This is a genomic window from Thioclava sp. NG1 (genome assembly GCF_003122275.1).
Taxonomy (GTDB): Bacteria; Pseudomonadota; Alphaproteobacteria; order Rhodobacterales; family Rhodobacteraceae; genus Thioclava; species Thioclava nitratireducens.
Genome location: NZ_QFBB01000002.1, coordinates 415793 through 436714, shown reverse-complemented (window position 1 = coordinate 436714; position 20922 = coordinate 415793). Strand labels below are relative to the sequence as shown.

General features: G+C 65.2%; 18 protein-coding genes. 9 read left to right on the top strand and 9 right to left on the bottom strand.

Going from position 1 to position 20922, the window contains the following annotated elements; all coding sequences use genetic code 11:
• Positions 1 to 64: 64 nt before the first annotated feature.
• A complete protein-coding gene (locus tag DEM26_RS05190; RefSeq protein WP_109171864.1) occupies positions 65 to 742 on the bottom strand; it encodes a hypothetical protein in 678 nt (225 codons plus the stop codon).
• Positions 743 to 939: 197 nt separating this feature from the next.
• On the opposite strand from DEM26_RS05190, the gene DEM26_RS05185 reads away from it, so the two are divergent.
• The gene (locus tag DEM26_RS05185) at positions 940 to 2106 is read left to right on the top strand and encodes an efflux RND transporter periplasmic adaptor subunit (RefSeq protein WP_109171863.1); all 1167 of its coding nucleotides are present in this window, start codon (positions 940 to 942) and stop codon (positions 2104 to 2106) included.
• Positions 2103 to 5657 carry an efflux RND transporter permease subunit gene (locus DEM26_RS05180; RefSeq protein WP_109171862.1) on the top strand — a complete coding sequence of 1185 codons (3555 nt, stop codon included), beginning with the start codon at positions 2103 to 2105 and terminating at the stop codon, positions 5655 to 5657. The genes DEM26_RS05185 and DEM26_RS05180 overlap by 4 nt, the downstream gene beginning before the upstream one ends.
• A gap of 158 nt (positions 5658 to 5815) precedes the next feature.
• Here the strand turns inward: DEM26_RS05180 and DEM26_RS05175 are convergent, their stop codons facing one another.
• Positions 5816 to 7663 carry an ABCB family ABC transporter ATP-binding protein/permease gene (locus DEM26_RS05175; protein ID WP_088719006.1) on the bottom strand — a complete coding sequence of 616 codons (1848 nt, stop codon included), beginning with the start codon at positions 7661 to 7663 and terminating at the stop codon, positions 5816 to 5818.
• Between the two features lie 137 nt (positions 7664 to 7800).
• Complete coding sequence (locus DEM26_RS05170; protein ID WP_109171861.1) at positions 7801 to 9372, bottom strand: LysM peptidoglycan-binding domain-containing protein; 1572 nt, start codon at positions 9370 to 9372, stop codon at positions 7801 to 7803.
• A 135-nt stretch (positions 9373 to 9507) separates the two neighbouring features.
• On the opposite strand from DEM26_RS05170, the gene DEM26_RS05165 reads away from it, so the two are divergent.
• Positions 9508 to 10062: a TIGR00730 family Rossman fold protein gene (locus DEM26_RS05165; RefSeq protein ID WP_088721883.1), complete on the top strand. Its 555-nt coding sequence runs from the start codon at positions 9508 to 9510 to the stop codon at positions 10060 to 10062.
• On the opposite strand, the gene rarD is transcribed toward DEM26_RS05165, so the two are convergent.
• Positions 10048 to 10989: an EamA family transporter RarD gene (gene rarD, locus DEM26_RS05160; protein ID WP_088719009.1), complete on the bottom strand. Its 942-nt coding sequence runs from the start codon at positions 10987 to 10989 to the stop codon at positions 10048 to 10050. The two genes, DEM26_RS05165 and rarD, sit on opposite strands and share 15 nt — an antisense overlap.
• Before the next feature lie 133 nt (positions 10990 to 11122).
• Between rarD and DEM26_RS05155 the strand changes: the two genes are divergently transcribed.
• Positions 11123 to 11968 (top strand): DUF1206 domain-containing protein, encoded by an 846-nt coding sequence (locus tag DEM26_RS05155; protein ID WP_075776071.1) that lies wholly within the window; start codon positions 11123 to 11125, stop codon positions 11966 to 11968.
• A 220-nt stretch (positions 11969 to 12188) separates the two neighbouring features.
• Here DEM26_RS05155 and DEM26_RS05150 read toward each other — a convergent pair whose 3' ends face one another.
• From DEM26_RS05150 to DEM26_RS05130, 5 genes are all read right to left on the bottom strand, one after another.
• On the bottom strand, positions 12189 to 12644 hold the full coding sequence (locus DEM26_RS05150; RefSeq protein WP_075776072.1) for a baeRF12 domain-containing protein: 456 nt from the start codon (positions 12642 to 12644) through the stop codon (positions 12189 to 12191).
• Complete coding sequence (locus DEM26_RS05145) at positions 12644 to 12871, bottom strand: hypothetical protein (protein ID WP_088719011.1); 228 nt, start codon at positions 12869 to 12871, stop codon at positions 12644 to 12646. Before DEM26_RS05145 ends, DEM26_RS05150 begins: the two co-directional genes overlap by 1 nt.
• Before the next feature lie 191 nt (positions 12872 to 13062).
• Positions 13063 to 13662 carry a superoxide dismutase gene (locus tag DEM26_RS05140; RefSeq protein WP_075776074.1) on the bottom strand — a complete coding sequence of 200 codons (600 nt, stop codon included), beginning with the start codon at positions 13660 to 13662 and terminating at the stop codon, positions 13063 to 13065.
• Positions 13663 to 13764: 102 nt separating this feature from the next.
• Entirely contained in the window at positions 13765 to 14610 is an 846-nt protein-coding gene (locus DEM26_RS05135) for a DMT family transporter (RefSeq protein ID WP_088735314.1), read from the bottom strand.
• 124 nt (positions 14611 to 14734) lie between these two features.
• Entirely contained in the window at positions 14735 to 15754 is a 1020-nt protein-coding gene (locus DEM26_RS05130) for a ribose-phosphate pyrophosphokinase (RefSeq protein WP_075776076.1), read from the bottom strand.
• Between the two features lie 111 nt (positions 15755 to 15865).
• Here DEM26_RS05130 and DEM26_RS05125 point away from each other — a divergent pair, with 111 nt between their 5' ends.
• From DEM26_RS05125 to purF, 5 genes are all read left to right on the top strand, one after another.
• Positions 15866 to 16465: a 2-hydroxychromene-2-carboxylate isomerase gene (locus DEM26_RS05125; RefSeq protein ID WP_088735313.1), complete on the top strand. Its 600-nt coding sequence runs from the start codon at positions 15866 to 15868 to the stop codon at positions 16463 to 16465.
• Positions 16466 to 17281 carry an alpha/beta fold hydrolase gene (locus DEM26_RS05120; protein ID WP_109171860.1) on the top strand — a complete coding sequence of 272 codons (816 nt, stop codon included), beginning with the start codon at positions 16466 to 16468 and terminating at the stop codon, positions 17279 to 17281. It begins immediately after the preceding gene.
• A 4-nt stretch (positions 17282 to 17285) separates the two neighbouring features.
• Positions 17286 to 18650 (top strand): DNA repair protein RadA, encoded by a 1365-nt coding sequence (radA, locus tag DEM26_RS05115; protein WP_109171859.1) that lies wholly within the window; start codon positions 17286 to 17288, stop codon positions 18648 to 18650.
• A 22-nt stretch (positions 18651 to 18672) separates the two neighbouring features.
• A complete protein-coding gene (locus DEM26_RS05110; RefSeq protein WP_075776080.1) occupies positions 18673 to 19284 on the top strand; it encodes a CvpA family protein in 612 nt (203 codons plus the stop codon).
• A 106-nt stretch (positions 19285 to 19390) separates the two neighbouring features.
• On the top strand, positions 19391 to 20869 hold the full coding sequence (purF, locus tag DEM26_RS05105; protein ID WP_075776081.1) for an amidophosphoribosyltransferase: 1479 nt from the start codon (positions 19391 to 19393) through the stop codon (positions 20867 to 20869).
• Positions 20870 to 20922: the final 53 nt, after the last annotated feature.

The window sequence follows — 20922 nt, the reverse complement described above, 5'->3', positions numbered from 1 at the left end:
CCCCCTGCCTGTCTCGGCTCTCTTGCAGCTCCTGCGCATCCGAAAGGCGCGCCGGTTCAACCCTTTACTCTTGCAGTGCCGGAGCGCCCTGCCCCGGCTGGGTCGGCACTTCGCCACCCAGCGCCACAATCAACTCTGTCGCGCGTTGTTGCAAGCCCGGCGTGAGGCCGGCGTCCTCAAGAATCTGCTGAGCGATCGAGATTGCGCCCTCCTTGTCGCCCGAGGACAGGGCCGCCGCCGCCTGCTGCTCCATCGCCAGAAGGCGGTAAGGCGCTCCGGGGGTGGCCAGTTCCTGCAGCGTCGCGTCGCGTTTGGCGGCGTCCATCTTGTTGCCCGCCGCGATCACCGCCTTGAGCTTGGCGAGATCGCTGATCGAAGCCGGCAGCCCCGGCTCGGCGCTGACCGCATCGAAGAACTTGATCGCCTCGTCGGGCTTGCCCGCCTCGATAGCGGCGTCGCCCTGCATGATCTTGAGAACTGCTGCGCGGCCCGGACCGTCGGGGGTAATCTTCGCGAGGTCCGCGCCCGTGGTGTCGCCGTTGACGGCAGCCATCACCTTATCGCCGAAGGCGCGCGCCTCGGCTTGCGTTTTTTCCTTCTGCCACGCGTTCCAGGCGGTGCCGCCGACGATCGCGATGATGATCACCGCGCCGATCCAGCCCCATTTCTTGAACGCCGCCCAGAGCTTGTCCTGACGCACCGCCTCGGTGACTTCGTCGATGAAACTGTCGGTATCACTCACGCGCGGGTCTCCTCGTAGCTTTGGCGCCCCTCTTACACGGCTCCCCGGGCGCTGCCAAGGGCCGCACGGACCGCTCCGGTCCGCGCATCGCTGAGGAATGCAAGCCTTGAGATCACGCCTCGCTCTCGGTAAGTTGAACTCTGCGGTTCAGTCCCCAATTAAGGCGGAACGCCGCGCCCATTTACAGGAGCCCGCCGATGCGTCCGGTCCCGATCCTCAACGCGATCCTCGTTCTTGTCGCGCTCTACCTTCTGGTGTTCGAGCGCGACCGCCTGATGGGCTATCTCGGCGATGCCGCGACGCCTGCCGAGCAAGCGCAGCAGGTAGAGGAGACCGGCCCCCAAGCCGTGCCGGTGCAGGCGATGGTCTCGACCGCGCAGCCGCTCGACCAAGGCGTTCTGACTCGCGGGCAGACCGAGGCTGCGCGCCGCGTCGAAGTGCGCGCCGAGACGACGGGCAAGGTGATTTCCGAACCGCTGGGCAAAGGCGCGCAGGTCGAAAAGGGACAACTGCTGTGCAAGCTCGATCCTGGCACGCGCCCGGCCGCACTGGCCGAGGCGCAGGCACGGCTGACCGAGGCCCGGCTGAACGCCACCGCCGCCGAGAGGCTGAAGGAAGGCGGCTACCGCTCTGAAACCGCAACCGCTTCCGCGCAATCGGCGCTCGAAGCGGCTACCGCCGCCGTCGAGGCCGCGCAGACCGAATTGGCGCGGCTCGAAATCACGGCGCCCTTCGCAGGGCTGATCGAGGAAGATACCGCCGAACTTGGCTCGCTACTCTCGGCGGGCGGGCTTTGCGCCACCGTGATCCAGCTCGATCCGATCAAGCTGGTCGGCTACGTCCCTGAGACAGAGATCGACCGGGTCAAGGCCGGCGCGATGGTCGGCGCACGGCTTGCGACCGGGCGCGAGGTGATGGGCAAGGTCACCTTTGTCTCGCAATCGGCGGATGCCGCCACGCGCACCTTCCGGATCGAAGCCGAGGCGCCCAATGGCGACCAATCGATCCGCGAGGGCCAGACGGTCGAGATGATCATTGCCGCCGACGGGACCAAGGCTCATTTCCTGCCCGCCTCCGCGATGACGCTGAACGATCAGGGCAAGCTGGGCGTGCGGCTGGCGGTGGACGGCGTGGCCCGTTTCGCCCCGGTCGACTTCCTGCGCGACACGCCCGAGGGCGTCTGGCTGGAGGGCCTGCCGGAAAGCGCCACGGTGATCGTGGTCGGGCAGGACTACGTCACCGAGGGCTCGCCCGTGGCCGTGACCCTCGTCGATCACGCGCCGGGCGATGCGGCGCGCGATAAGCCGATGTCCTTGACGCCCACCGAGCAAGGCGAAGGCTCCACCGACGGGGCCGCGCAATGACCGGCATCGTCGATTGGGCCGCAGCGCGCGCGCGGATGGTGATCGCCTTCGTGGCGATCTCGATCCTCGCGGGACTGACAGCCTATCTGAGCCTGCCCAAGGAGGGCGAGCCGGATATCGAGATCCCGATGCTGTTCATCTCGGTCCCCTTCCCCGGCATCTCGGCCACAGATTCCGAGAAGCTGCTGGTCAAGCCGATGGAGACCGAACTGGCCGGGCTCGACGGTCTGGACAAGATGACCGGCATCGCGAAGGAGAATTACGCGGGGCTCATGCTCGAATTCGACTTCGGCTGGGACAAGACCAAAATCCTCGCCGATGTCCGCGACGCGATGAACACCGCCGAAGCGAAATTCCCCGACGGCGCGGAGAAATATTCGATCAACGAGATCAACTTCTCGGAGTTTCCGATCGTCGTGGTCACGCTGTCGGGCAATGCGCCCGAACGCACCCTGCAAAAGCTCGCCCGCGAGTTGCAGGACGAGGTCGAGGGGCTGGAGCCAGTGCTGGAAGCCCAGATCGCAGGCCAGCGCGACGAGATGCTGGAAGTGGTGATCGATCCGCTGAAGCTAGAGGCCTATAACGTCACTGCGCCCGAGTTGATCAATGTCGTCCAGGCCAACAACCAGCTGATCGCGGCGGGCGAGGTCGAGACCGATGGCGGCGCGTTTTCGGTGAAGATCCCTGCGACCTTCGAGACCGCGCAGGATGTCTACGCCCTGCCGGTGAAGAAGAACGGCGAAAGCGTCGTGACACTCGGCGATCTGGCCGATATCCGCCTGACATTCGAGGATCGCACCGGCACCGCGCGCTTCAACGGCGAGCCGACGGTGGCGCTGCAGATCGTCAAGCGCAAGGGCTACAACGTCATCGACACGGTGGACCTGCTGCGAAAGACCGTGGCCGAGGCGGAGAGCCAGTGGCCCGAGCCACTGCAACGCGCGGTCGATGTCGGCATCTCGCTCGATCAGTCGAAAACCGTGGGCGCAATGGTCAGCCAGCTCGAAGGCTCAGTGCTGACCGCGATCGCGCTGGTGATGATCGTGGTGCTTGCGACGCTGGGCACGCGCTCTGCGCTCTTGGTGGGCTTCGCGATCCCGACGTCGTTTTTGCTGACTTTCCTGCTGCTGGGCGCGATGGGCGTGCCGATCTCGAATATCGTGATGTTCGGCCTGATCCTCGCCGTGGGGATGCTGGTCGATGGTGCGATCGTGGTGGTGGAATATGCCGACAAGCGTATTTCCGAGGGCTCCGGCCCGATGGCCGCCTATACGGAAGCCGCGAAACGCATGTTCTGGCCGGTCGTTTCCTCCACCGCGACGACGCTCTGCGCCTTCCTGCCAATGCTGTTCTGGCCGGGCGTGCCAGGCGAGTTCATGGGCATGCTGCCGGTCACGATCATCTTCGTGCTCTCGGCGTCGCTGGTCGTGGCGCTGATCTATCTTCCTGTCGTGGGCGGCGTCGCGGGCCGCGTGAGCCGACGACTGGATAACGGGGCCGCGCACCTCAAAGGGCGCCCCTATTGGCTGCGCCTGCTTCTGGCCGTGGTCTCCGCCGCACTCGTGTTCCTCGGCGCGCTGCTGACGCTCAACCCGGCCTTCTTCACGGGCACGCATACCGCCTCGGGCGATCTGCTGGCTTCGCTGCCCGGCGTGATCCTCTTCGTGCTCGCGGCGATGCTCAGCTCGATCACCTTCACGGCGGCCAAGCCCCAAGGCAAACCGAAGCCCATCGATGCGGGGTATCGCCGCCGCCCCTTCGGGCATTTCACCGCCGCCATCGCAGGAAATCCGGTGATGCCGCTGATCGTGGTCGCGGTGATCGTGGCGGGCGTATTCCTGACCTTCGGCTATTACGGCAAGAACAATAACGGCACCCAATTCTTCACCGATAGCGAGGTGGAACAGGCGATCGTCTATATCCGCGGTCGCGGCAACCTCTCGCTGACAGAGAAGGACGCGCTCCTTCAGCAAGCCGAGAACATGGTGATCGGCACGCCCGGCGTCGGCGCGGTCTTCTCCTTCGCGGGCGAAGGCGGGCTGAACCAGAACACCGGCGGCGCACAGACCCCGCGCGATACGATCGGCCAGATACAGATCGAGATGATCCCCTGGGAAGAGCGCAAGAACGATCCTTCGCTCGATGGCGATGTGGTGATGGAGAAGATCATGGCAAAGATCGCCACCATCCCGGGGATCCAGTCCGAATATCTCGCGCAGGATCGCGGGCCGTCCTCGGGCAAGCCGATCCAGCTGCGGCTCGAGGGCGATGATTTCGCCGCGCTCGATCAAGCGGTGCGGAAGGTCGAGGCGCATATGGCGCAGATGAAAGGCGTGACCGACATCGAAGACACGCGCCCCCTGCCCGGTATGGACTGGGTGATCGACGTGGACGTCACTCGCGCGGGCCGCTTCGGCGCGGATGTGGCGACCGTCGGCGGCATGGTGCAGCTGGTCACGCGCGGCATCCTGCTCGACACGATGCGCGTACCATCGTCGGACGAAGAGATCGAGATTCGCGTGCGCCTGCCCGAGGAAGACCGGGTGCTGTCGACACTTGATACGCTAAAGCTGCGCACCTCCGAGGGGCTGGTACCGCTTGCGAATTTCATCACTCGCACGCCGCAGCCGAAGATCGGGCAGATCGATCGGATCGACCAGACCCGCTTCTACGACATCAAGGCCGGCGTTCAGGAAGGGCTCACCAACGAAGACGGGCAGCCGATCACAAGCAACGAGCGGATCGCGGCGCTTGGGAAGTGGCTCGAGACGGAGGCCGCGCTGCCGCCGGGCGTCAGCTACGAATGGTCAGGCGATCTGGTCGAGCAAAACGAGAGTCAGGATTTCCTGATGACCGCCTTCGGCGGCGCGCTGGCGCTGATGTTCGTGATCCTGCTCGCGCAGTTCAACAGCTTCTACAATTCGGTGCTGGTGTTGCTGGCGGTGATCCTGTCGACTGCGGGCGTGCTGATCGGGATGCTTGTGATGGGCCAGCAATTCTCGATCATCATGACCGGCGTGGGCATCGTCGCGCTGGCCGGGATCGTGGTGAACAACAACATCATCCTGATCGACACCTATCAGGAATTCTCGCGCTACATGCCCGAGATCGAGGCGATCATCCGCACCGCTGAGGCGCGTCTTCGGCCCGTGCTGCTGACCACGATCACCACGATGGCGGGGCTCGCGCCGATGATGTTCGGCCTGTCGCTCGACTTCTTCAATGGCGGCTATTCGATCGACAGCCCGACGGCGCTTTGGTGGAAGCAACTGGCGACGGCGGTGGTGTTCGGGCTCGGCACCGCGACTGTCCTGACGCTGGTTCTGACGCCTGCGCTGCTTGCGCTTCGCGTCTGGTTCAAGACCGGTGCCTACCGCTCGACCCGCGCGCTTTCGGCGCTGATGCAAGGGGCTGACAGCCGGGCTGCGCGCGATCTGGCGCTGGAACGCGCGATGCGCAAGATGCGTGGCCGCGAGATCATCTGGGATGACGATGCGCCCGAAGGCGGCGTGAAGCCGCATCTGGTGACACGGCCCGACGCGGCGGAGTGAAGCTGCGAAAATGCCGGGGCCGCGCCCGACCCTCCCCCGAGAGGGCGCATTGGCAATGTCATCGCAGGCACGACCGACCTACGGACTTTCGCGATAAAGCGCCACGCCTTGCAGGGATGGCCGCGCCCACCCAAGGGTAAGGCGCCGCCCTTCACGCGTTACGCCGCCCCCTGCTCCGCCTCGTCTTCCTCTTCCGCCGATTGCCGCGCCCACATCGAGGCATAACGCCCGCGCTGCGCCAGCAACTCCTCGTGGCGGCCGCGTTCGACGATTTCGCCCTTGTCGAGCACGAGGATCTGATCGGCATCAGCCACCGTCGACAAACGGTGCGCAATGGTGATCACCGAGCGCCCCTCGCCCATCGCCTTCAGGCTCATCTGGATGTCGCGCTCGGTCTGGGTATCGAGCGCCGAGGTCGCCTCATCGAGCAACAAGATCGGCGGGTTCTTCAGAATCGTGCGCGCGATGCCAACCCGCTGTTTCTCGCCGCCCGAAAGCTTCAGACCGCGCTCGCCCACCGCGGTGTCATAGCCTTCCGGCAGGCTGGTCACGAAGTCATGGATCCGTGCCGCTTTCGCAGCCGCGACGATCTCCTCGTCCGTTGCATCGGCGCGACCGTAAGCGATGTTGTAGCGGATCGTGTCATTGAACAGCACGGTATCCTGCGGCACCACGCCGATCGATTGCTGCAGGCTCTCCTGCGTCACGTCGCGCAGGTCCTGACCGTCAATGCGGATCGCACCGCCAGTCACCTCGTAGAACCGGAACAGCAAACGCCCGATCGTCGATTTGCCCGAGCCCGAGGGCCCGACCAGCGCCACGGTCTGCCCCGCAGGCACGTCGAAGGAAATCCCCTTCAGGATCGGCCGCGTCGGGTCATAGGCGAATTCGACCCGGTCGAAACTGATATGCCCGCCTTTCACTTTCAGAACATCGGCGCCCTCTTTGTCCTGAATTTCGGCCGGTTGCTGCAACAAATCGAACATTTCGCCCATATCGACGAGTGCCTGCCGGATCTCGCGATAGACCGTGCCGAGGAAGCCCAGCGGCATGGTGATCTGGATCATATAGGCCTGCACCATGACGAAATCGCCGACCGTCAGGGTACCCGCCTGCACCTGCATCGCGGCCATGACCATCACCGTAACCAGCCCGATCGTAATGATCAGCGTCTGGCCGGCATTGAGCGCCGCGAGCGACTGGCCGGTCTTCACCGCCATCGTCTCGTAGCCCTTCATCGACTCGTCGTAGCGGTCCGCCTCGCGCTTGGCCGCACCGAAATACTTGACCGTCTCGAAGTTCAACAGGCTGTCGATCGCCTTCTGGTTCGCCGCCGTGTCGGCCTTGTTCATCTCGCGCCGGATGTTCACGCGCCACTCGGTGACCTTGAAGGTGAACTTGATATAGGCCGCGATGGTGACCAGCACGACCGCCGCGTAGCGCCAGTCGAACACGACCGCGAAGATGATCGCCACCAGCGTCAGTTCGACGATCAGCGGGCCGACCGAGAACAGCATGAAGCGCAGCAGGAACTCGACGCCTTTCACGCCGCGCTCGATGATCCGGCTGAGGCCGCCGGTCTTACGGGTGATGTGATAGCGTAAGGAGAGCTGATGCATATGGGTGAAGGTCTGCAGCGCCAGATGGCGCAGCGCGCGTTGCGCCACCTTCACGAAGATCGCATCGCGCAGCTCGCCGAAGGCTACCGTCATCAGCCGTGCGACGCCATAGGCCACGGTGATCGCCACCGCCCCCATGCCCAGTGCCCAGGCCGCCGAGGTTCCCTCGCCCGAGAGCGCATTGACCGCCTCGCGATAGACGAAGGGCGTTGCGACCGAGATGATCTTGGCGAAGACCAGCATCACCATCGCGAAGACGACACGCCGCTTCACCCACGGGGCTTCATGCGCCCAGAGATAGGGCAGCACCGCGCGGATCGTGCGCCAACCGCGGGCGCGCTCCTCGGCATTCATCTTGCCCTTGGTCGTGATCTGTGCCGGAGGCATCGCGCCCTCCTCTTCCTCTTGACGAAAATATCCCGGGGGCTCCCGTCAGGGAGCGGGGCAGCGCCCCTCACGGGTGGAACCTGCGCGCAACCTACTCGGCGGCGCGCAGGAGTCCAGCCATGCAAGCGGTGTGTGCGCTACTGCGCAGCCCCCGAGACGTCCGTCTCGGGCGACGGGATATTGAAGACCTGCCCCGGATAGATCAGGTCGGGGTCGCGGATCTGGTCGCGATTGGCGTCGAAGACCCGGACATAGAGGAACCCGTCGCCATAGACCTCGCGCGCGATCGCCCAAAGCGTATTGCCCTTCACGATCTGCACGACCTTCACCGCGTCGCCGACCTCGCCGGTCGCGCGCACGGAGGCTGCCTGCGCACCGGTCGGATCGGCGGCATTCGCCACGAGGATTTCGTCGGGCTGGTCGAAGCCGGTCTCGGCCCGCGCGACGACCTTGCCCGTGGCGTCCTGCGCATCGATCCGCAATTTATGCTCGCCCGTGCCCAAGCCCGGCAGGTCGAGCGACCAGCGCCCATCCGCGCCCGGCTGCGCCTCGGCGACGAGCGTGTCGTCGAGATAGGCGCTGAGCGTCGTGCCCTCGGGTGCGCCACGGCCTTCGCTGCGTGCGATCTCGCCCGAGCCGAAGGAGATCGTGTCGATCACCAGGTCATCGCTTTTCGGGGCGAGCAGCCGCGCACCGTCTGCATCGGCGATGAGCGGCGCTGCGGGCGGCGTGGGCGTCGATTGTGTCGCCTCGGTCGCCGTAGCGGGCGTCGTGGTCGTCGTGGTCGCAGTTCCGGCGGACGTGCCAACATCGGTCCCGGTCGCGGCGCTTCCGCTCATCGCCGTACCATCTGCCGCCGAGGCCGTCGCATCGGCGCTACTATCTGTCGCACCGTCCGCAGCCGGCCCAACGGGCGTCTGGGAGGGTACGCTCTCCCCTGCAGAGGCAATCCTCTCGGTTTTCGGCTGTCCGCGCAGCACGAGCGTCTCGGCGCTGTCGCGCGCGGAGCCATCCGCGCCGGTGACCCGCAGCGAGAGCGCGCGCGGGCCGTCGGCGGGCGGCAGATCGAAGAGCGAGGCGAAGCTGCCGCCGCCATCGGCCTGCGTGCTCGCCACGACCTTGCCGTCGACGAGAATATCGAGCTTCGCGCCCGGCTCCGCCCGCCCGGCGAGCGTCACCGAGCCGTCGGGTGCGGCCCGCAGCGCGTCGAATTGCACCTGGGCGAGCGGCTTGCCGTCACGTGCCGCCTTCGCGGTGGTGCCGTCAGTCGCCATATCCGCGCCCGTGGCAGAGCTTCCCGATGCGGCCTCCGCACCCGGATCCTTGACCGTTTCAACCAGCTTGTCGGTGGGTTCCTGGGCCAGCGGCGCCGCGGCGCTCGCCGCTTCTTCAGCCTCCTGCGCCACCGTCTCCGCGCTTCGCGTCTGCGGCGCAGCGGTCCCGGAGGTCGCATCGGCGCTCCCCGTTTGCGCGGTTTGCGCTGCGTTGTTCGCCGCCGCATTCACACCGCCGGCCTCCTTGTCAGCCTCGGCCGAACCGGTCGCGGCAGTCGTCTCCGTGCCCGACGGTTGCGCCCCTTCGCGCTCCACCGGGCGCAGGACGCCCCAAAGCACCAGCCCCAAGATCACGAGGAGCAGCGCCGCCGCCCCCCCTTTCACCACACCGAGCCCGGTGCCCCCGGCCGGTTGATCCGTTACGTTTTCATTCATCTAAGTCCCGCCTTAACGTCATCCCCAGGGCCCTGCCGCCTGTTGTTATCTGCGGCTAGGTGACCCGATCCCTTGAGGGAACTTAGCAACCCCGGTATCACCGCTCAATAACAATGCATTTCCGGAGACACCGTCATGACCATTCCCCGTTCCGTCTGTGTCTATTGCGGCTCGCGTGCGGGCGCGAAGCCTGCTTATGCGGCAGCGGCGCGAGACACCGGCGAGATGCTGGCCACGCGCGACTGGCAGCTGGTCTATGGGGCGGGCGATGTCGGGCTGATGGGAGAGGTCGCCCGCGCGGCGCAAACCGCGGGCGGGCGCACCTTCGGCGTGATCCCCGAGCATCTCTTCCCCCGCGAGGTCGGCAAGCGCGACCTGACCACATTCGTCGTCACCGAGACGATGCACGAGCGCAAGAAGGTAATGTTCATGAATGCCGATGCGGTGGTGGTACTGCCGGGCGGAGCGGGCTCGCTCGACGAGCTGTTCGAAGTGCTGACATGGCGTCAGATCGGCCTGCACGAGAAGCCGATCTTCCTGCTCAACACCGAGGGCTACTGGGCGCCGCTCGGGTCCCTGATCGACCATATCATCGAGCAGGGCTTCGCGGATCCGTCGCTGCGCGAGCTGGTGGTGACGGTCGATAGCGTGGCGGAGCTGGAAACCGCGCTCGTCTCAGCTTTCGCCTAAACCGCGCTGCGTCGCGGGCTGTGCCGCCGGCTGCGGTCGGCGCATCTTCAGATTGGCGCTCGAATAGAGCGCGAGCGCCGTCCAGATCAGCGCCAGCGCGATCGCGTGCCAGATGGTGACCGTCTCGCCGAAGGCCAGCGTCGCCACCGCGAATTGCAGCGTCGGGTTGAGATATTGCACCAGACCCACGGTTGCCATCCGCACCCGCTGCGCCGCGTAGGCGAACAGCAGCAAGGGTGTGCCGGTGAGCGGGCCGGAGAAGATCAAAAGAACCGTGGTCTTCCAATCGCCGCCGAAATGGCCCGCGCCGGGCGCGCTGCCCCACCATCCCGCGTGATAGCCCCAGAGCACGATCAGCGCGACTGGCGAGAGCAGCAGCACCTCGGCGCAGACCGAGACCATCGCGCCCGCGCGCAACCCCTTCTTGATCAGCCCATAGGTGCCGAAGGTCGCGGCAAGGATCAGCGAAACCCAGGGCGCGACACCCAGCCCGATCGTCAGGACGATGACCGCCGTGGCGGCCAGCGCGACCGCCATCCATTGCCGCGTGCTCAGCGCCTCGCGATAGACGATCAGCCCGAGAACGACGGCGACGAGCGGGAAGATGTAATAGCCGAGCGACGCCTGAACCGCGTGGCCGAAATGGACCGACCAGATGAAGGTGAACCAGTTGGCCGATATCATAAACGCCGCGGTCGCGATCACTAACGCCCCGCGCCCGCGACGTTCGGCCAGCGCGGCCCAAAGCTCGCCGAGGCGGCCTTTCAACCCGAGGATCACGGCGAAGAACAGGAAGGACCATAAGGTGCGATGGGCGAGCACTTCGATCGGCGGCATCCCGTCGAGCATCTTGTAATAGAGACCCGAGAGCCCCCAGATGACGCAGGTCGTCACCATCGCCCAGAAGCCTTTGACCGCCTCGTTCATCGAAATTCCCTTCTCTCAACCGCGTGACCCTGACCGATCGGCGGGCGAAAGGAAAGACCACGGCGCGGCGGAACCTGTGCGCTTGTCCACGCATTGGGTCTGCGTCAATTCACAACGCCGAGAGAGACCGCCAATGTCCGCCACCAACAGCCACGATCCCGACGATTTCGCTTGGGCAGTGCCCGTAATGCGCACAGGCTACGGCGGGCGCGGTCTGGTCTATCTCGTCGTCGCGGGTGTCTCGCTCTGGTCGCTTTTTCATGGCGGCAGCGCCGAGGGCACCAAACAGGTGATGGAGAAGCTCTCAAGCGGCTGGGGCGCCGTGGTGCTCGTCGGCATTGCCCTTGGCATGGCGGCTTACGCAATCTGGCGCGTGGTGGACGCGGTCTGGGATCTCGAGGCCTATGGCTCCGAGATGAAGGGGTGGATCGCCCGTATCGGCCTCGTGGTCAGCGGTCTCGTCCATCTCGGCATCGGCGGCATTGCGGTCACGGCGCTCGTCGCGCGGGCGAGCAGCGATGGCGGGACGAACAAGCTGGTCTCGACGATCCTGAGCGCGCCGATGGGTCGTATCGCGCTCGGCGTGATCGGCCTGATCGTGATCGGGGCTGGCGGTTACTATCTCTACAAGGGGCTCACCAAGGCCTATCTGAAGCATCTGATGGCCAACGAAGTCACCCGCCGCGCCAATTTCGTCCTGCAGGCGGGGCTTGCGGCGCAGGGCGTGGTGGTCGCGATCATCGGCGCGCTTATCGTTTATGCCGCCTACCGCTACGATCCGTCGAGCGCGGGTGGTCTGGGCAAGGTCTTTGACTGGGTGCGGGGCCACCCGTTCGGGCAATTCCTGACCGGGGCGATCTGCGTCGGATTGCTGGGCTTCGCCGTATTCTGCTTCGTCAACGCGGTCTACCGGATCGTGCCGCGTGCCAGCGACCCGGACATCGAAACGCTCAAGCAGAGCCTCGAGAGCGACGACTGAGGCGCGCCCTGCCCCGTCGACGGAACGCCGCGCCCATCTCGCGCGGCGTTTTCTTGCGCTCTGCCGATGCGCGCGCGATGTGCCCGCATTACAGGTGCGGTCACTGACCTCCCGCGGGTCTCGCCGCTTCCCCGCAGCGCTCCTTCGGGAAAGCCCCATCAAAAAAGCGCCGCGCGGACAACCGCGCGGCGCTTTGTCTGTCAATCGCAGCGAGGCGCGATCAGACGGTCGCAAGCTCTTCTTTCACCAGCTTCTCGATTTCGTCGCGGGGGTGATTGGTCAGCGTCTTGTCGATCTCGGCCACCACGACGTCGGCGACTTCCTTGTGCAGCGCGTGACGGATTTCCCCCAGAACACGGGGTGCCGCGACGATCACCAGCCGCTCGATCCGACCCTTATGGACCATCTTGTAAAGATGTTCGGCCAGATCGTCAGCGAAGCGCATCTTCGCCAGTTCGTGCCAGTCCGTCTCCTGAAAAGCCGAGCGCTGGCCGGGGCCGTCATCGGCCATCCGACCCGGGCTGTCGGTGCCCTGCTCGTGATCGGGCGGGTTGTCCTGCTCGTCGACGCGCCGCACGACGAGGTTCGGATCCTCGTCATCCATCATGTTTTCCAGAAACAGCGCCTTCTCGCCATCCGCGATGACGACCCAAGTACCCTTGGAGAGTTTCTTCATCACATCTTCTCCTTTTCGCCGCTATCTCGCTCGTCGCCACCGAGCGGGCGCGTCGTGCCTGCGGAGGTTTCGTCGAGCTGCTTCTTCTCGTCGCGGGTGCCGACCTTGCGGTTCAGGTTCCCGCCCGAGCTGCCTTGCCCTTCCGGCGTCTCGATATTCTCGGGCTTCTCGCCGAGGACCTCTTCGGTTTCGCGCTTGCCGTCATTGGAGCGAATGCGTTCAGCCATCGTATCCTCCTCTTGGTTACGGGTTTCTGTCAAGAAAACCGATCCGGCGGCGTCGCGGTTCCTGCTTAGCGGTCTTTCCGTTCCGGCAATCGCCCCGGCACACAAACGTGCTCACAAACGGGCGTCCTGAAGCGCGCAAAGAAAAAGGGCGCCCCACGGGACGCCCTTCCAATTCGCTCGTTTCGCGGAGATTACATGCGCGAAGCGACGTTTTCCCAGTTCACCAGCTTGTCGAGGAAGTTCGACAGATAGGCCGGGCGCTTGTTGCGGAAGTCGATGTAATAGGAGTGCTCCCACACGTCGCAGCCCAGAAGCGCGGTCTGGCCGAAGCACAGCGGGTTCACGCCGTTCTCGGTCTTGGTCACTTTCAGCGAACCGTCGCTGTCCTTCACGAGCCATGCCCAGCCCGAGCCGAACTGGCCAGCGCCCGCGGCAGCGAAGTCTTCCTTGAACTTGTCGACCGAGCCGAAGCTTTCGGTCAGCGCCTTTTCCAGCTCGCTCGGCATGGCCGAGTTGCCCGGACCCATCATTTCCCAGAACTGGGTGTGGTTCCAATGCTGCGAGGCGTTGTTGAAGATGCCGTTCTGCGCGACGGCGTTCGGCTGATAGGTGCCTTTCACGATCTCTTCGACCGACTTGCCTTCCCATTCGGTACCGGCAATCGCCTTGTTGCCGTTATCGACATAGGCCTTGTGGTGAATGTCGTGGTGATATTCGAGGGTCTCCTTCGACATGCCGAGATCCGCGAGTGCGTCGTGGGCATAGGGAAGATCGGGAAGTTCAAAAGCCATGATGTCCTCTCTTGAGTTCGAAGGTTCGTACGTCAAACACTAAAGAAGCGCTGGAGGTTCCGAGGTCAAGACGTTTCCGCGGCGAACATCCGACGGTTGTGCTCAGGTTTTCCGCCGCAGCGAGAGCGCGATGCCGCCGATCACCAGCGCCGCGGCCAGCCAGAAGCGCGCCGACGGGATTTCGGCCAGAAGCACCGCCCCGCCCAGCGCCGCGATCAGAGGCACGGAAAGTTGTGCGATCGCGGCGAGGCTCGCAGGGATTTGCGGCAGCACGCGATACCACAGCGCATAGCCCAGCCCCGAGGTCACAGCACCCGAGAGGATCGCGGGCGCCCAGCCCCAGCTTGCGCCCTGCCCCCAGTCGCCCGCGCCGAGCATCCAGATCAGCGCCAGCGGTGTGGCCAGCGCGAAGTTAAGCGCGGTCGCGACCAGCGGATCGCGCGTGCGCCGCCCGTTGAGCGAATAGAGCCCCCATCCGATCCCGGCGAGCGCCATCATCGCGAAACCGCGCGGATCGATATGGGCGTCGCCCGAGGCGGGCAGGAGCAGGACCATAAGCCCTGCGAAGGCCAGCCCCGCCCCGATCCAGCGCCAGAGCGAGATCGCCTCGCGCAGCCACAGCGCCCCCGCGAACATGGTGATCTGCACCATCCCGAACAGCGTCAGCGCGCCGACGCCAGCGTCGATCAGCCCGCTCGCGATGGAAAACCCGAAGATATAGAGCGCGAGCGTCGCGACCCCGGCGCTCAGAACCGCCCTTGGCAGACGCAGGCCCCGCACTCCTTTCGCCCGCATCGCGAGAAGCAGCAGAACAAGCGCCCCCGAGGCGAGCCGCACGAAGCCCGTCGCAGCGGGCCCCCAGCCAGCATCATGCACCGCCATCCGGTTGAGCACCGAATTGGCCGCGAAAGCGATCATGACGAGAGCGGTGAGAGCGAAAAGGCGCATGCCGCCAGAATGGCGCGGAATGCGCCGATGTCCATCGGGCTTTCCGACGAAATGAAATGACCCGGAGCATGTACCCCGGGTCGATCCAAACAAGCGAGCGCGGCGCGTCCAGCGGCGCGACCGCTCAGTCGCGAGTGTACATGCCCTCGTAGATCGGGACGAGCGTGTCTGTCTCGAAGAGCGAGGACACCGAGGTGCCCGACCAGGTGTTCAGGATCGCTTGTGCGAACATCGGCGCGGTCGGCACGATGCGGATATTCGGGCAGGCTTTCACGGCCTCGGTCGGCTCGATCGAGTCGGTGATGACCAGCGTCTTCAGTGCCGAATTGGTCACCCGCTCGACCGCCGGGCCCGACAGCACGCCGTGCGAGATATAGGCGTGAACCTCTGTCGCGCCGTGCTCGATCAGCAGGTCGGCGGCCTTGCACAGCGTGCCTGCTGTGTCGACCATGTCGTCGACGATGATGCATTTCTGGCCCTTCACGTCGCCGATCACGGTCATTCCCGCGACCTCGCCCGCCTTTTCGCGGCGCTTGTCGACGATGGAGAGCGGCGCGTCGATCCGCTTGGCCAGCTCACGGGCGCGGGCCACGCCGCCCACGTCGGGCGAGACGACCATGATATCGTCGGTCTGGCCCTTGAAGTTGTGCAGGATATCGAGCGCGAAGACCGGCGAGGCGTAGAGGTTGTCCACCGGAATATCGAAGAAGCCCTGAATCTGGGCTGCGTGCAGGTCGAGCGTCAGGATGCGGTCAACGCCCGCTTCGGTCAGCAGGTTCGCGACCAACTTGGCCGAGATCGGAGTGCGGGCCTTGGTGCGGCGGTCCTGACGTGCATAGCCGAAATAGGGGATCACGGCGGTGATGCGATCTGCCGAGGAGCGTTTGAGCGCGTCGGTGATGATCAGCAGCTCCATCAGGTTGTCATTGGCCGGGTTCGAGGTCGGCTGAATGATGAACATATCCTCGCCGCGCACGTTCTCGAAAACCTCGACGAAAATCTCGCCGTCGTTGAAACGCTCGACCCGCGCATCCACCAAACCGACGGACATGCCGCGATGCATCGACATGCGGCGCGCGATCGATTGCGCGAGCGGTTTGTTGGAATTTCCGGAGATGAGCTTCGGTTCGGTGACGACGGACATGGGCCAGTTCCTTCGTGACGCCGGGCAGCCCCGGCGGGATTCGCTTGATTGCGCCTGCCTTAGCACCGGGGTAGCGTGGCGGCAATTTCGACTGTCAAGAAAGTGTTATGAATGGCACGGATCGACTACTATTTCGGCACGTTCAGCCCGTGGGCCTATCTCGGCGGCCCGCGATTCGAAGAGATCGCGGCGCGTCACGGCGCTGACGTGACTTACAAACCGCTCGACCTTCTGGGCCTGTTCGACCGCACCGGCGGCGTGCGCCCGGCGCAGCGTCACCAGAGCCGGATGGAATACCGGATGCAGGAGCTCAAGCGCTGGTCGAAGCGGCTCGGGATGGAGATGAACTACACGCCTCCCGGCTATCCGCCGAACCCCGCACCGTCGTCTTATGCGATCATCGCGGCGCAGAAAGCGGGCGGCGGCGACGTCGGCGGGCTGGTCAACGCGATCCTGCGCGCCTGCTGGGCGGAGGACAAGGACATCGCCTCGGACGAGGTGATCCGCGAGGCGCTGGAAGCCAACGGTTTCGACGGCAATCTGGCGACCGCCGGCCTCTTCGACGGCGCGGTCACCTATGAGAAGAACCTCGAGGACGCGGTCGAGGCCGGCGTGTTCGGCTCGCCCTTCTATATCGTGACCGACACCGATGAGCGGTTCTGGGGGCAGGATCACCTGGAGTTGCTCGACGACTACCTGGGGACGCTCTGAATGCCGCGCGACCAACGACAAGGGGCCGAAGTCTTCTGGCAGAGCTTCGGTCAGGGCGAACGTCCGGCTATCGCGATCCATTGCACGCTCGGCAGTTCGAACCTCTGGGCGAAGGCGCTGATGCCGTTGGGCCAGCAGATCACGGCGACCGCCTTCGATCAGCCGAGCCACGGGCAATCCGCACCCTGGCGCGGCGATGCGAGCGAGCCCGGGAGCTTCCAGACGCAGGTGACACGGATCGCTGCAAGCTTCATTGAGCGCCCTGTCGATCTGATCGGGCATAGTTTCGGCGCCTCGGTCGCGCTGCGCATCGCGGTCGGCGCGCCCGAGGCCGTGCGCTCGCTGACGCTGATCGAGCCGGTGCTGTTCGCGGCGCTGCCCGAGGACGACCCGGATTGGCAGGACCTGCGCGCCAAGCAGGATCACTTCGAGCAATTGATGGAAGCGGGCGATTACGAGCCGGCCGCACGCGGCTTCATGCGTGACTGGGGCACCGGCCAGCCGTGGGACAGCTATACCGAAACGCAGCGCGAACGTTTCACCGCGTGCATGCCGATGGTCGAGAATATCTCTCGCGCCAATTTCGCGGATCCGGCGCAGATAGCACGGCCCGACGGGATCGAGCAGATCGACGCGCCCGCAATAATCATCCATGGCGACCGCTCGCCGCCGACGATGCCGAAAGTGGCCGAGGCGATTGCCGCGCGCCTGCCCGATGTGGGCGTCGCCTGCGTCGAGGGCGCGGGCCATATGCTGCCAGCCACTCATCCCGAACAATGCGCGAGCCTCATCGCCGCCAATCTGGAACGTAGCTGACCTCATGGCCAAGCAATCCGCGATCTTCCGCTGCGCCGAGTGCGGCGCGACGCATGCCAAATGGTCCGGGCGTTGTGACGCCTGTGGCGCATGGAACTCCATCCACGAGGAAGCCCCGATCTCGACCACGCCCGGCTCCGGGATGAAAGGCGCTAAGGGCAAGGTGATCCCGCTCACCGCGCTCGACACCAAGGAAACCCCGCCCGCCCGCGTGAAATCGGGCATGGAGGAGTTGGACAGGGTTCTGGGCGGCGGTCTCGTGGCGGCTTCGGCGGTGCTCGTGGGTGGCGATCCGGGCATCGGGAAATCGACGCTTCTGCTGCAGGCGACCGCCAGCTTCGCCCGCAAGGGAGTGAAGGCACTCTATATCTCGGGAGAGGAAGCGGCGAGCCAGGTGCGGATGCGCGCGCAACGGCTGGGCCTTGCGGACGCGCCGGTCGGGCTGGGCGCTGAAACCTCGCTTCGCGACATCCTGACGACGCTGGAAGTCGAGCGCCCCGACCTCGTCATCATCGATTCGATCCAGACCATGTGGTCGGACAATGTCGACAGCGCACCGGGTTCGGTAAGCCAGCTGCGCGCCGCCGCACACGAATTGGTGAGCTTCGCAAAAAAGCGCGGCACCGCCGTCATCCTCGTGGGTCACGTCACCAAGGAAGGCCAGATCGCGGGCCCGCGCGTGATCGAGCACATGGTCGACACGGTGCTCTATTTCGAGGGCGAGCGCGGCCACCAGTTCCGCATCCTGCGCGCGGTGAAGAACCGCTTCGGCCCGGCCTCCGAGATCGGTGTCTTCGAGATGACCGGGGCGGGTCTGGCCGAGGTCGCCAACCCCTCGGCGCTGTTCCTGTCCGAGCGCGGCCAACCCGCGCCGGGATCGGCGGTTTTCGCAGGAATTGAAGGCACGCGACCGGTGCTGACGGAGATTCAAGCGCTGGTTGCACCCTCAACGCTTGCTTCGCCACGTCGTACCGTAGTCGGGCTCGACAGCGGGCGGATCTCGACCATTCTCGCGGTGCTGGAATCGCGATGCGGCATCCCCTTCGCGGGGCTCGACGTGTTCCTGAATGTCGCGGGCGGGATGAGGGTGGTTGAGCCCGCAGCCGACCTCGCCGCGGCCGCCGCGCTTCTCAGTGCGCGCGAAGATGTGGCGCTTCCAGCGGACATGGTGATTTTCGGGGAAATCAGCCTGTCGGGCGCGCTGCGTCCCGTGGGTCAAGCGGAAAACAGGTTGAAAGAAGCGGCGAAACTTGGTTTTTCACAAGCGATCGCACCCTCGGGAACGAAAGCCGAAGGGTCGAGCGGGATGTCCCTGCGCAAGCTGGGCGATCTCGTGACTTTTACCGGGGAGATGTTCGGCGCCGGATAACGCCGAGAACACAGGAGCGAAAATGGACGGGTTCACCATTGTCGATGCCATCGTGGCGGTCGTCATCATTCTTTCGGCGATCCTCGCCTATTCGCGGGGCTTCGTGCGTGAGGCGCTGGCCATCGTCGGCTGGATCGCGGCGGCGATCGTCGCTTACATTTTCGCCAACGAGGCGCGCCCTCTGGTGCAGCAGATCCCCGGCCTCGACAAGTTCATCGGCCAAAGCTGCGAGCTGGGCATGATCGGCGGCTTCGCGGTGGTCTTCGCCGTGGCGCTCGTCGTGTTCTCGATCCTGACGCCCTTGTTCGCCTCCGCCGTGCAACGCTCGGCCCTTGGCGGGATCGACCAGGGGCTTGGCTTCCTGTTCGGCGTGGTGCGCGGCGTGATCCTCGTCGCGGTGGCCTTCGTGGTCTACGACCGCGTGATGAGCAACGACCCCGTGCCAGTGGTCGACGACTCGCGCTCGGCCAAGGTGTTCTCGCGCGCCTCCGGACAGCTCGACGAATCGATGCCCGCCGATGCGCCCGGCTGGATCGTGCAACGCTACGAGCAACTCGTAGCCGCCTGCCCCGCGCCTCCGGGTGCCGATGCCCCGGCCCGGACGGACGAATTGCCCCCGGCAACGGCGAATTGATGACAGCCACATGACGGTTTTTGCAGGCGCGAGGGGTTAACACCTCTCGCGTTTGCATATAAATGAGCGCAAGCGCCCTCCCCTTGCGTCATACGGAGCTGATGCCATGTCCTGCCCCGCCGCCCAGAAGACCCACTTCGCCCATCCTTTCGACGACGACAAGCTCAAGGAAGAATGCGGCGTCTTTGGTGTGGTCGGCATTTCCGACGCCGCGAATTTCGTGGCTCTTGGTCTGCACGCCCTGCAACACCGCGGTCAGGAAGCGGGCGGTATCGTCGCGCATGATGCCGCAACCGGCTTCAATTCTGCTCACCGCTTCGGCTACGTCCGGGACAATTTCACCAAGTCGAGCCTGATGGAAACGCTGCCGGGCGATATCGCCATCGGCCATGTGCGCTACTCCACCGCAGGCTCCAAGGGGGCGGTGATCCGCGATATCCAACCCTTCTTCGGCGAGTTCTCGATGGGCGGCTGCGCGGTCGCGCATAACGGCAACCTCACCAATGCCGACGCGCTGCGCCGCGAACTGATCGAGCGCGGCGCGATCTTCCAGTCGTCGTCCGACAGCGAATGCATCATCCACTTGATGGCGCGCTCGATCCAGCGCAAGCACGCCGACCGGATCGCCGACGCGCTGCGCCGCGTGGAAGGCGCGTTCTCCATCGTCGCGATGACGCGCACCAAGCTGATCGGTGTGCGCGACCCGCTGGGCGTGCGCCCGTTGGTGCTGGGGAAGCTCGGCGAACATGGCTATGTGCTCAGTTCCGAGACCTGTGCGCTCGACATCATCGGCGCGGAATTCGTCCGCGAGATCGATCCGGGCGAGATGGTGGTCATTCAGGACGGCCATATCGAAAGCTCGCGTCCCTTCGGCCCCTCGACCGGGCGCTTCTGCATCTTCGAGCATGTCTATTTCTCGCGCCCCGACAGCATGATCGGCGGCCGTTCGGTCTACGAGACCCGTCGCGCCATCGGCGTCGAGCTGGCCCGCGAAGCCCCGGTCGAGGCCGATCTGGTCTGCCCCGTGCCCGACAGCGGCACCCCCGCCGCGATCGGCTACAGTCAGGAAAGCGGCATCCCCTTCGCGCTCGGGATTACGCGCAACCAGTATATGGGCCGCACATTCATCGAACCGACCGAGCAGATCCGCAACATGGGTGTGCGCCTCAAGTTGAACGTCAACAAGTCGCTCATTCGCGGCAAACGGGTGGTCCTTGTCGACGACTCGGTCGTGCGCGGCACCACCTCGCGCAAGATCAAGGACATGATCCTCGATGCGGGCGCGAAATCGGTGCATTTCCGGATCGCCTCGCCGCCGACCGCATGGCCGTGCTTCTACGGCGTCGACACGCCGAACCGCGACAAGCTGCTGGCGGCGCAGATGACCGAGGAAGAGATGCGCGAATGGGTCGGCGTGGACAGCCTCAAGTTCATCTCGCTCGACGGGCTGTATCGCGCGGTGGGCGAGGCCAAGGGCCGCGACAATTCCTGCCCGCAATATTGCGATGCCTGCTTCTCCGGCGAATATCCGATCACGCCTTCGGATCAGCTGGAAAAGGGTTTCGAGATGAAGGCGGCCGAGTAAGCGCGCGGCGCTTTCCGTTCGTCTGATACGATTTCTTCAGGGCCGCCGCGCGT

Bases quoted from the DNA above. Each gene is read 5' to 3' on its own strand.
- radA (WP_109171859.1), top strand. From the start codon at position 17,286: ATGGCCAAGCAATCCGCGATCTTCCGCTGCGCCGAGTGCGGCGCGACG.
- purF (WP_075776081.1), top strand. From the start codon at position 19,391: ATGTCCTGCCCCGCCGCCCAGAAGACCCACTTCGCCCATCCTTTCGAC.
- DEM26_RS05135 (WP_088735314.1), bottom strand. From the start codon at position 14,610: ATGCGCCTTTTCGCTCTCACCGCTCTCGTCATGATCGCTTTCGCGGCC.
- DEM26_RS05165 (WP_088721883.1), top strand. From the start codon at position 9,508: ATGACCATTCCCCGTTCCGTCTGTGTCTATTGCGGCTCGCGTGCGGGC.
- DEM26_RS05110 (WP_075776080.1), top strand. From the start codon at position 18,673: ATGGACGGGTTCACCATTGTCGATGCCATCGTGGCGGTCGTCATCATT.
- DEM26_RS05180 (WP_109171862.1), top strand. From the start codon at position 2,103: ATGACCGGCATCGTCGATTGGGCCGCAGCGCGCGCGCGGATGGTGATC.
- DEM26_RS05120 (WP_109171860.1), top strand. From the start codon at position 16,466: ATGCCGCGCGACCAACGACAAGGGGCCGAAGTCTTCTGGCAGAGCTTC.
- DEM26_RS05170 (WP_109171861.1), bottom strand. From the start codon at position 9,372: ATGAATGAAAACGTAACGGATCAACCGGCCGGGGGCACCGGGCTCGGT.
- DEM26_RS05140 (WP_075776074.1), bottom strand. From the start codon at position 13,662: ATGGCTTTTGAACTTCCCGATCTTCCCTATGCCCACGACGCACTCGCG.
- DEM26_RS05125 (WP_088735313.1), top strand. From the start codon at position 15,866: ATGGCACGGATCGACTACTATTTCGGCACGTTCAGCCCGTGGGCCTAT.
- DEM26_RS05175 (WP_088719006.1), bottom strand. From the start codon at position 7,663: ATGCCTCCGGCACAGATCACGACCAAGGGCAAGATGAATGCCGAGGAG.
- DEM26_RS05185 (WP_109171863.1), top strand. From the start codon at position 940: ATGCGTCCGGTCCCGATCCTCAACGCGATCCTCGTTCTTGTCGCGCTC.
- DEM26_RS05155 (WP_075776071.1), top strand. From the start codon at position 11,123: ATGTCCGCCACCAACAGCCACGATCCCGACGATTTCGCTTGGGCAGTG.
- DEM26_RS05150 (WP_075776072.1), bottom strand. From the start codon at position 12,644: ATGAAGAAACTCTCCAAGGGTACTTGGGTCGTCATCGCGGATGGCGAG.
- DEM26_RS05145 (WP_088719011.1), bottom strand. From the start codon at position 12,871: ATGGCTGAACGCATTCGCTCCAATGACGGCAAGCGCGAAACCGAAGAG.
- DEM26_RS05130 (WP_075776076.1), bottom strand. From the start codon at position 15,754: ATGTCCGTCGTCACCGAACCGAAGCTCATCTCCGGAAATTCCAACAAA.
- rarD (WP_088719009.1), bottom strand. From the start codon at position 10,989: ATGAACGAGGCGGTCAAAGGCTTCTGGGCGATGGTGACGACCTGCGTC.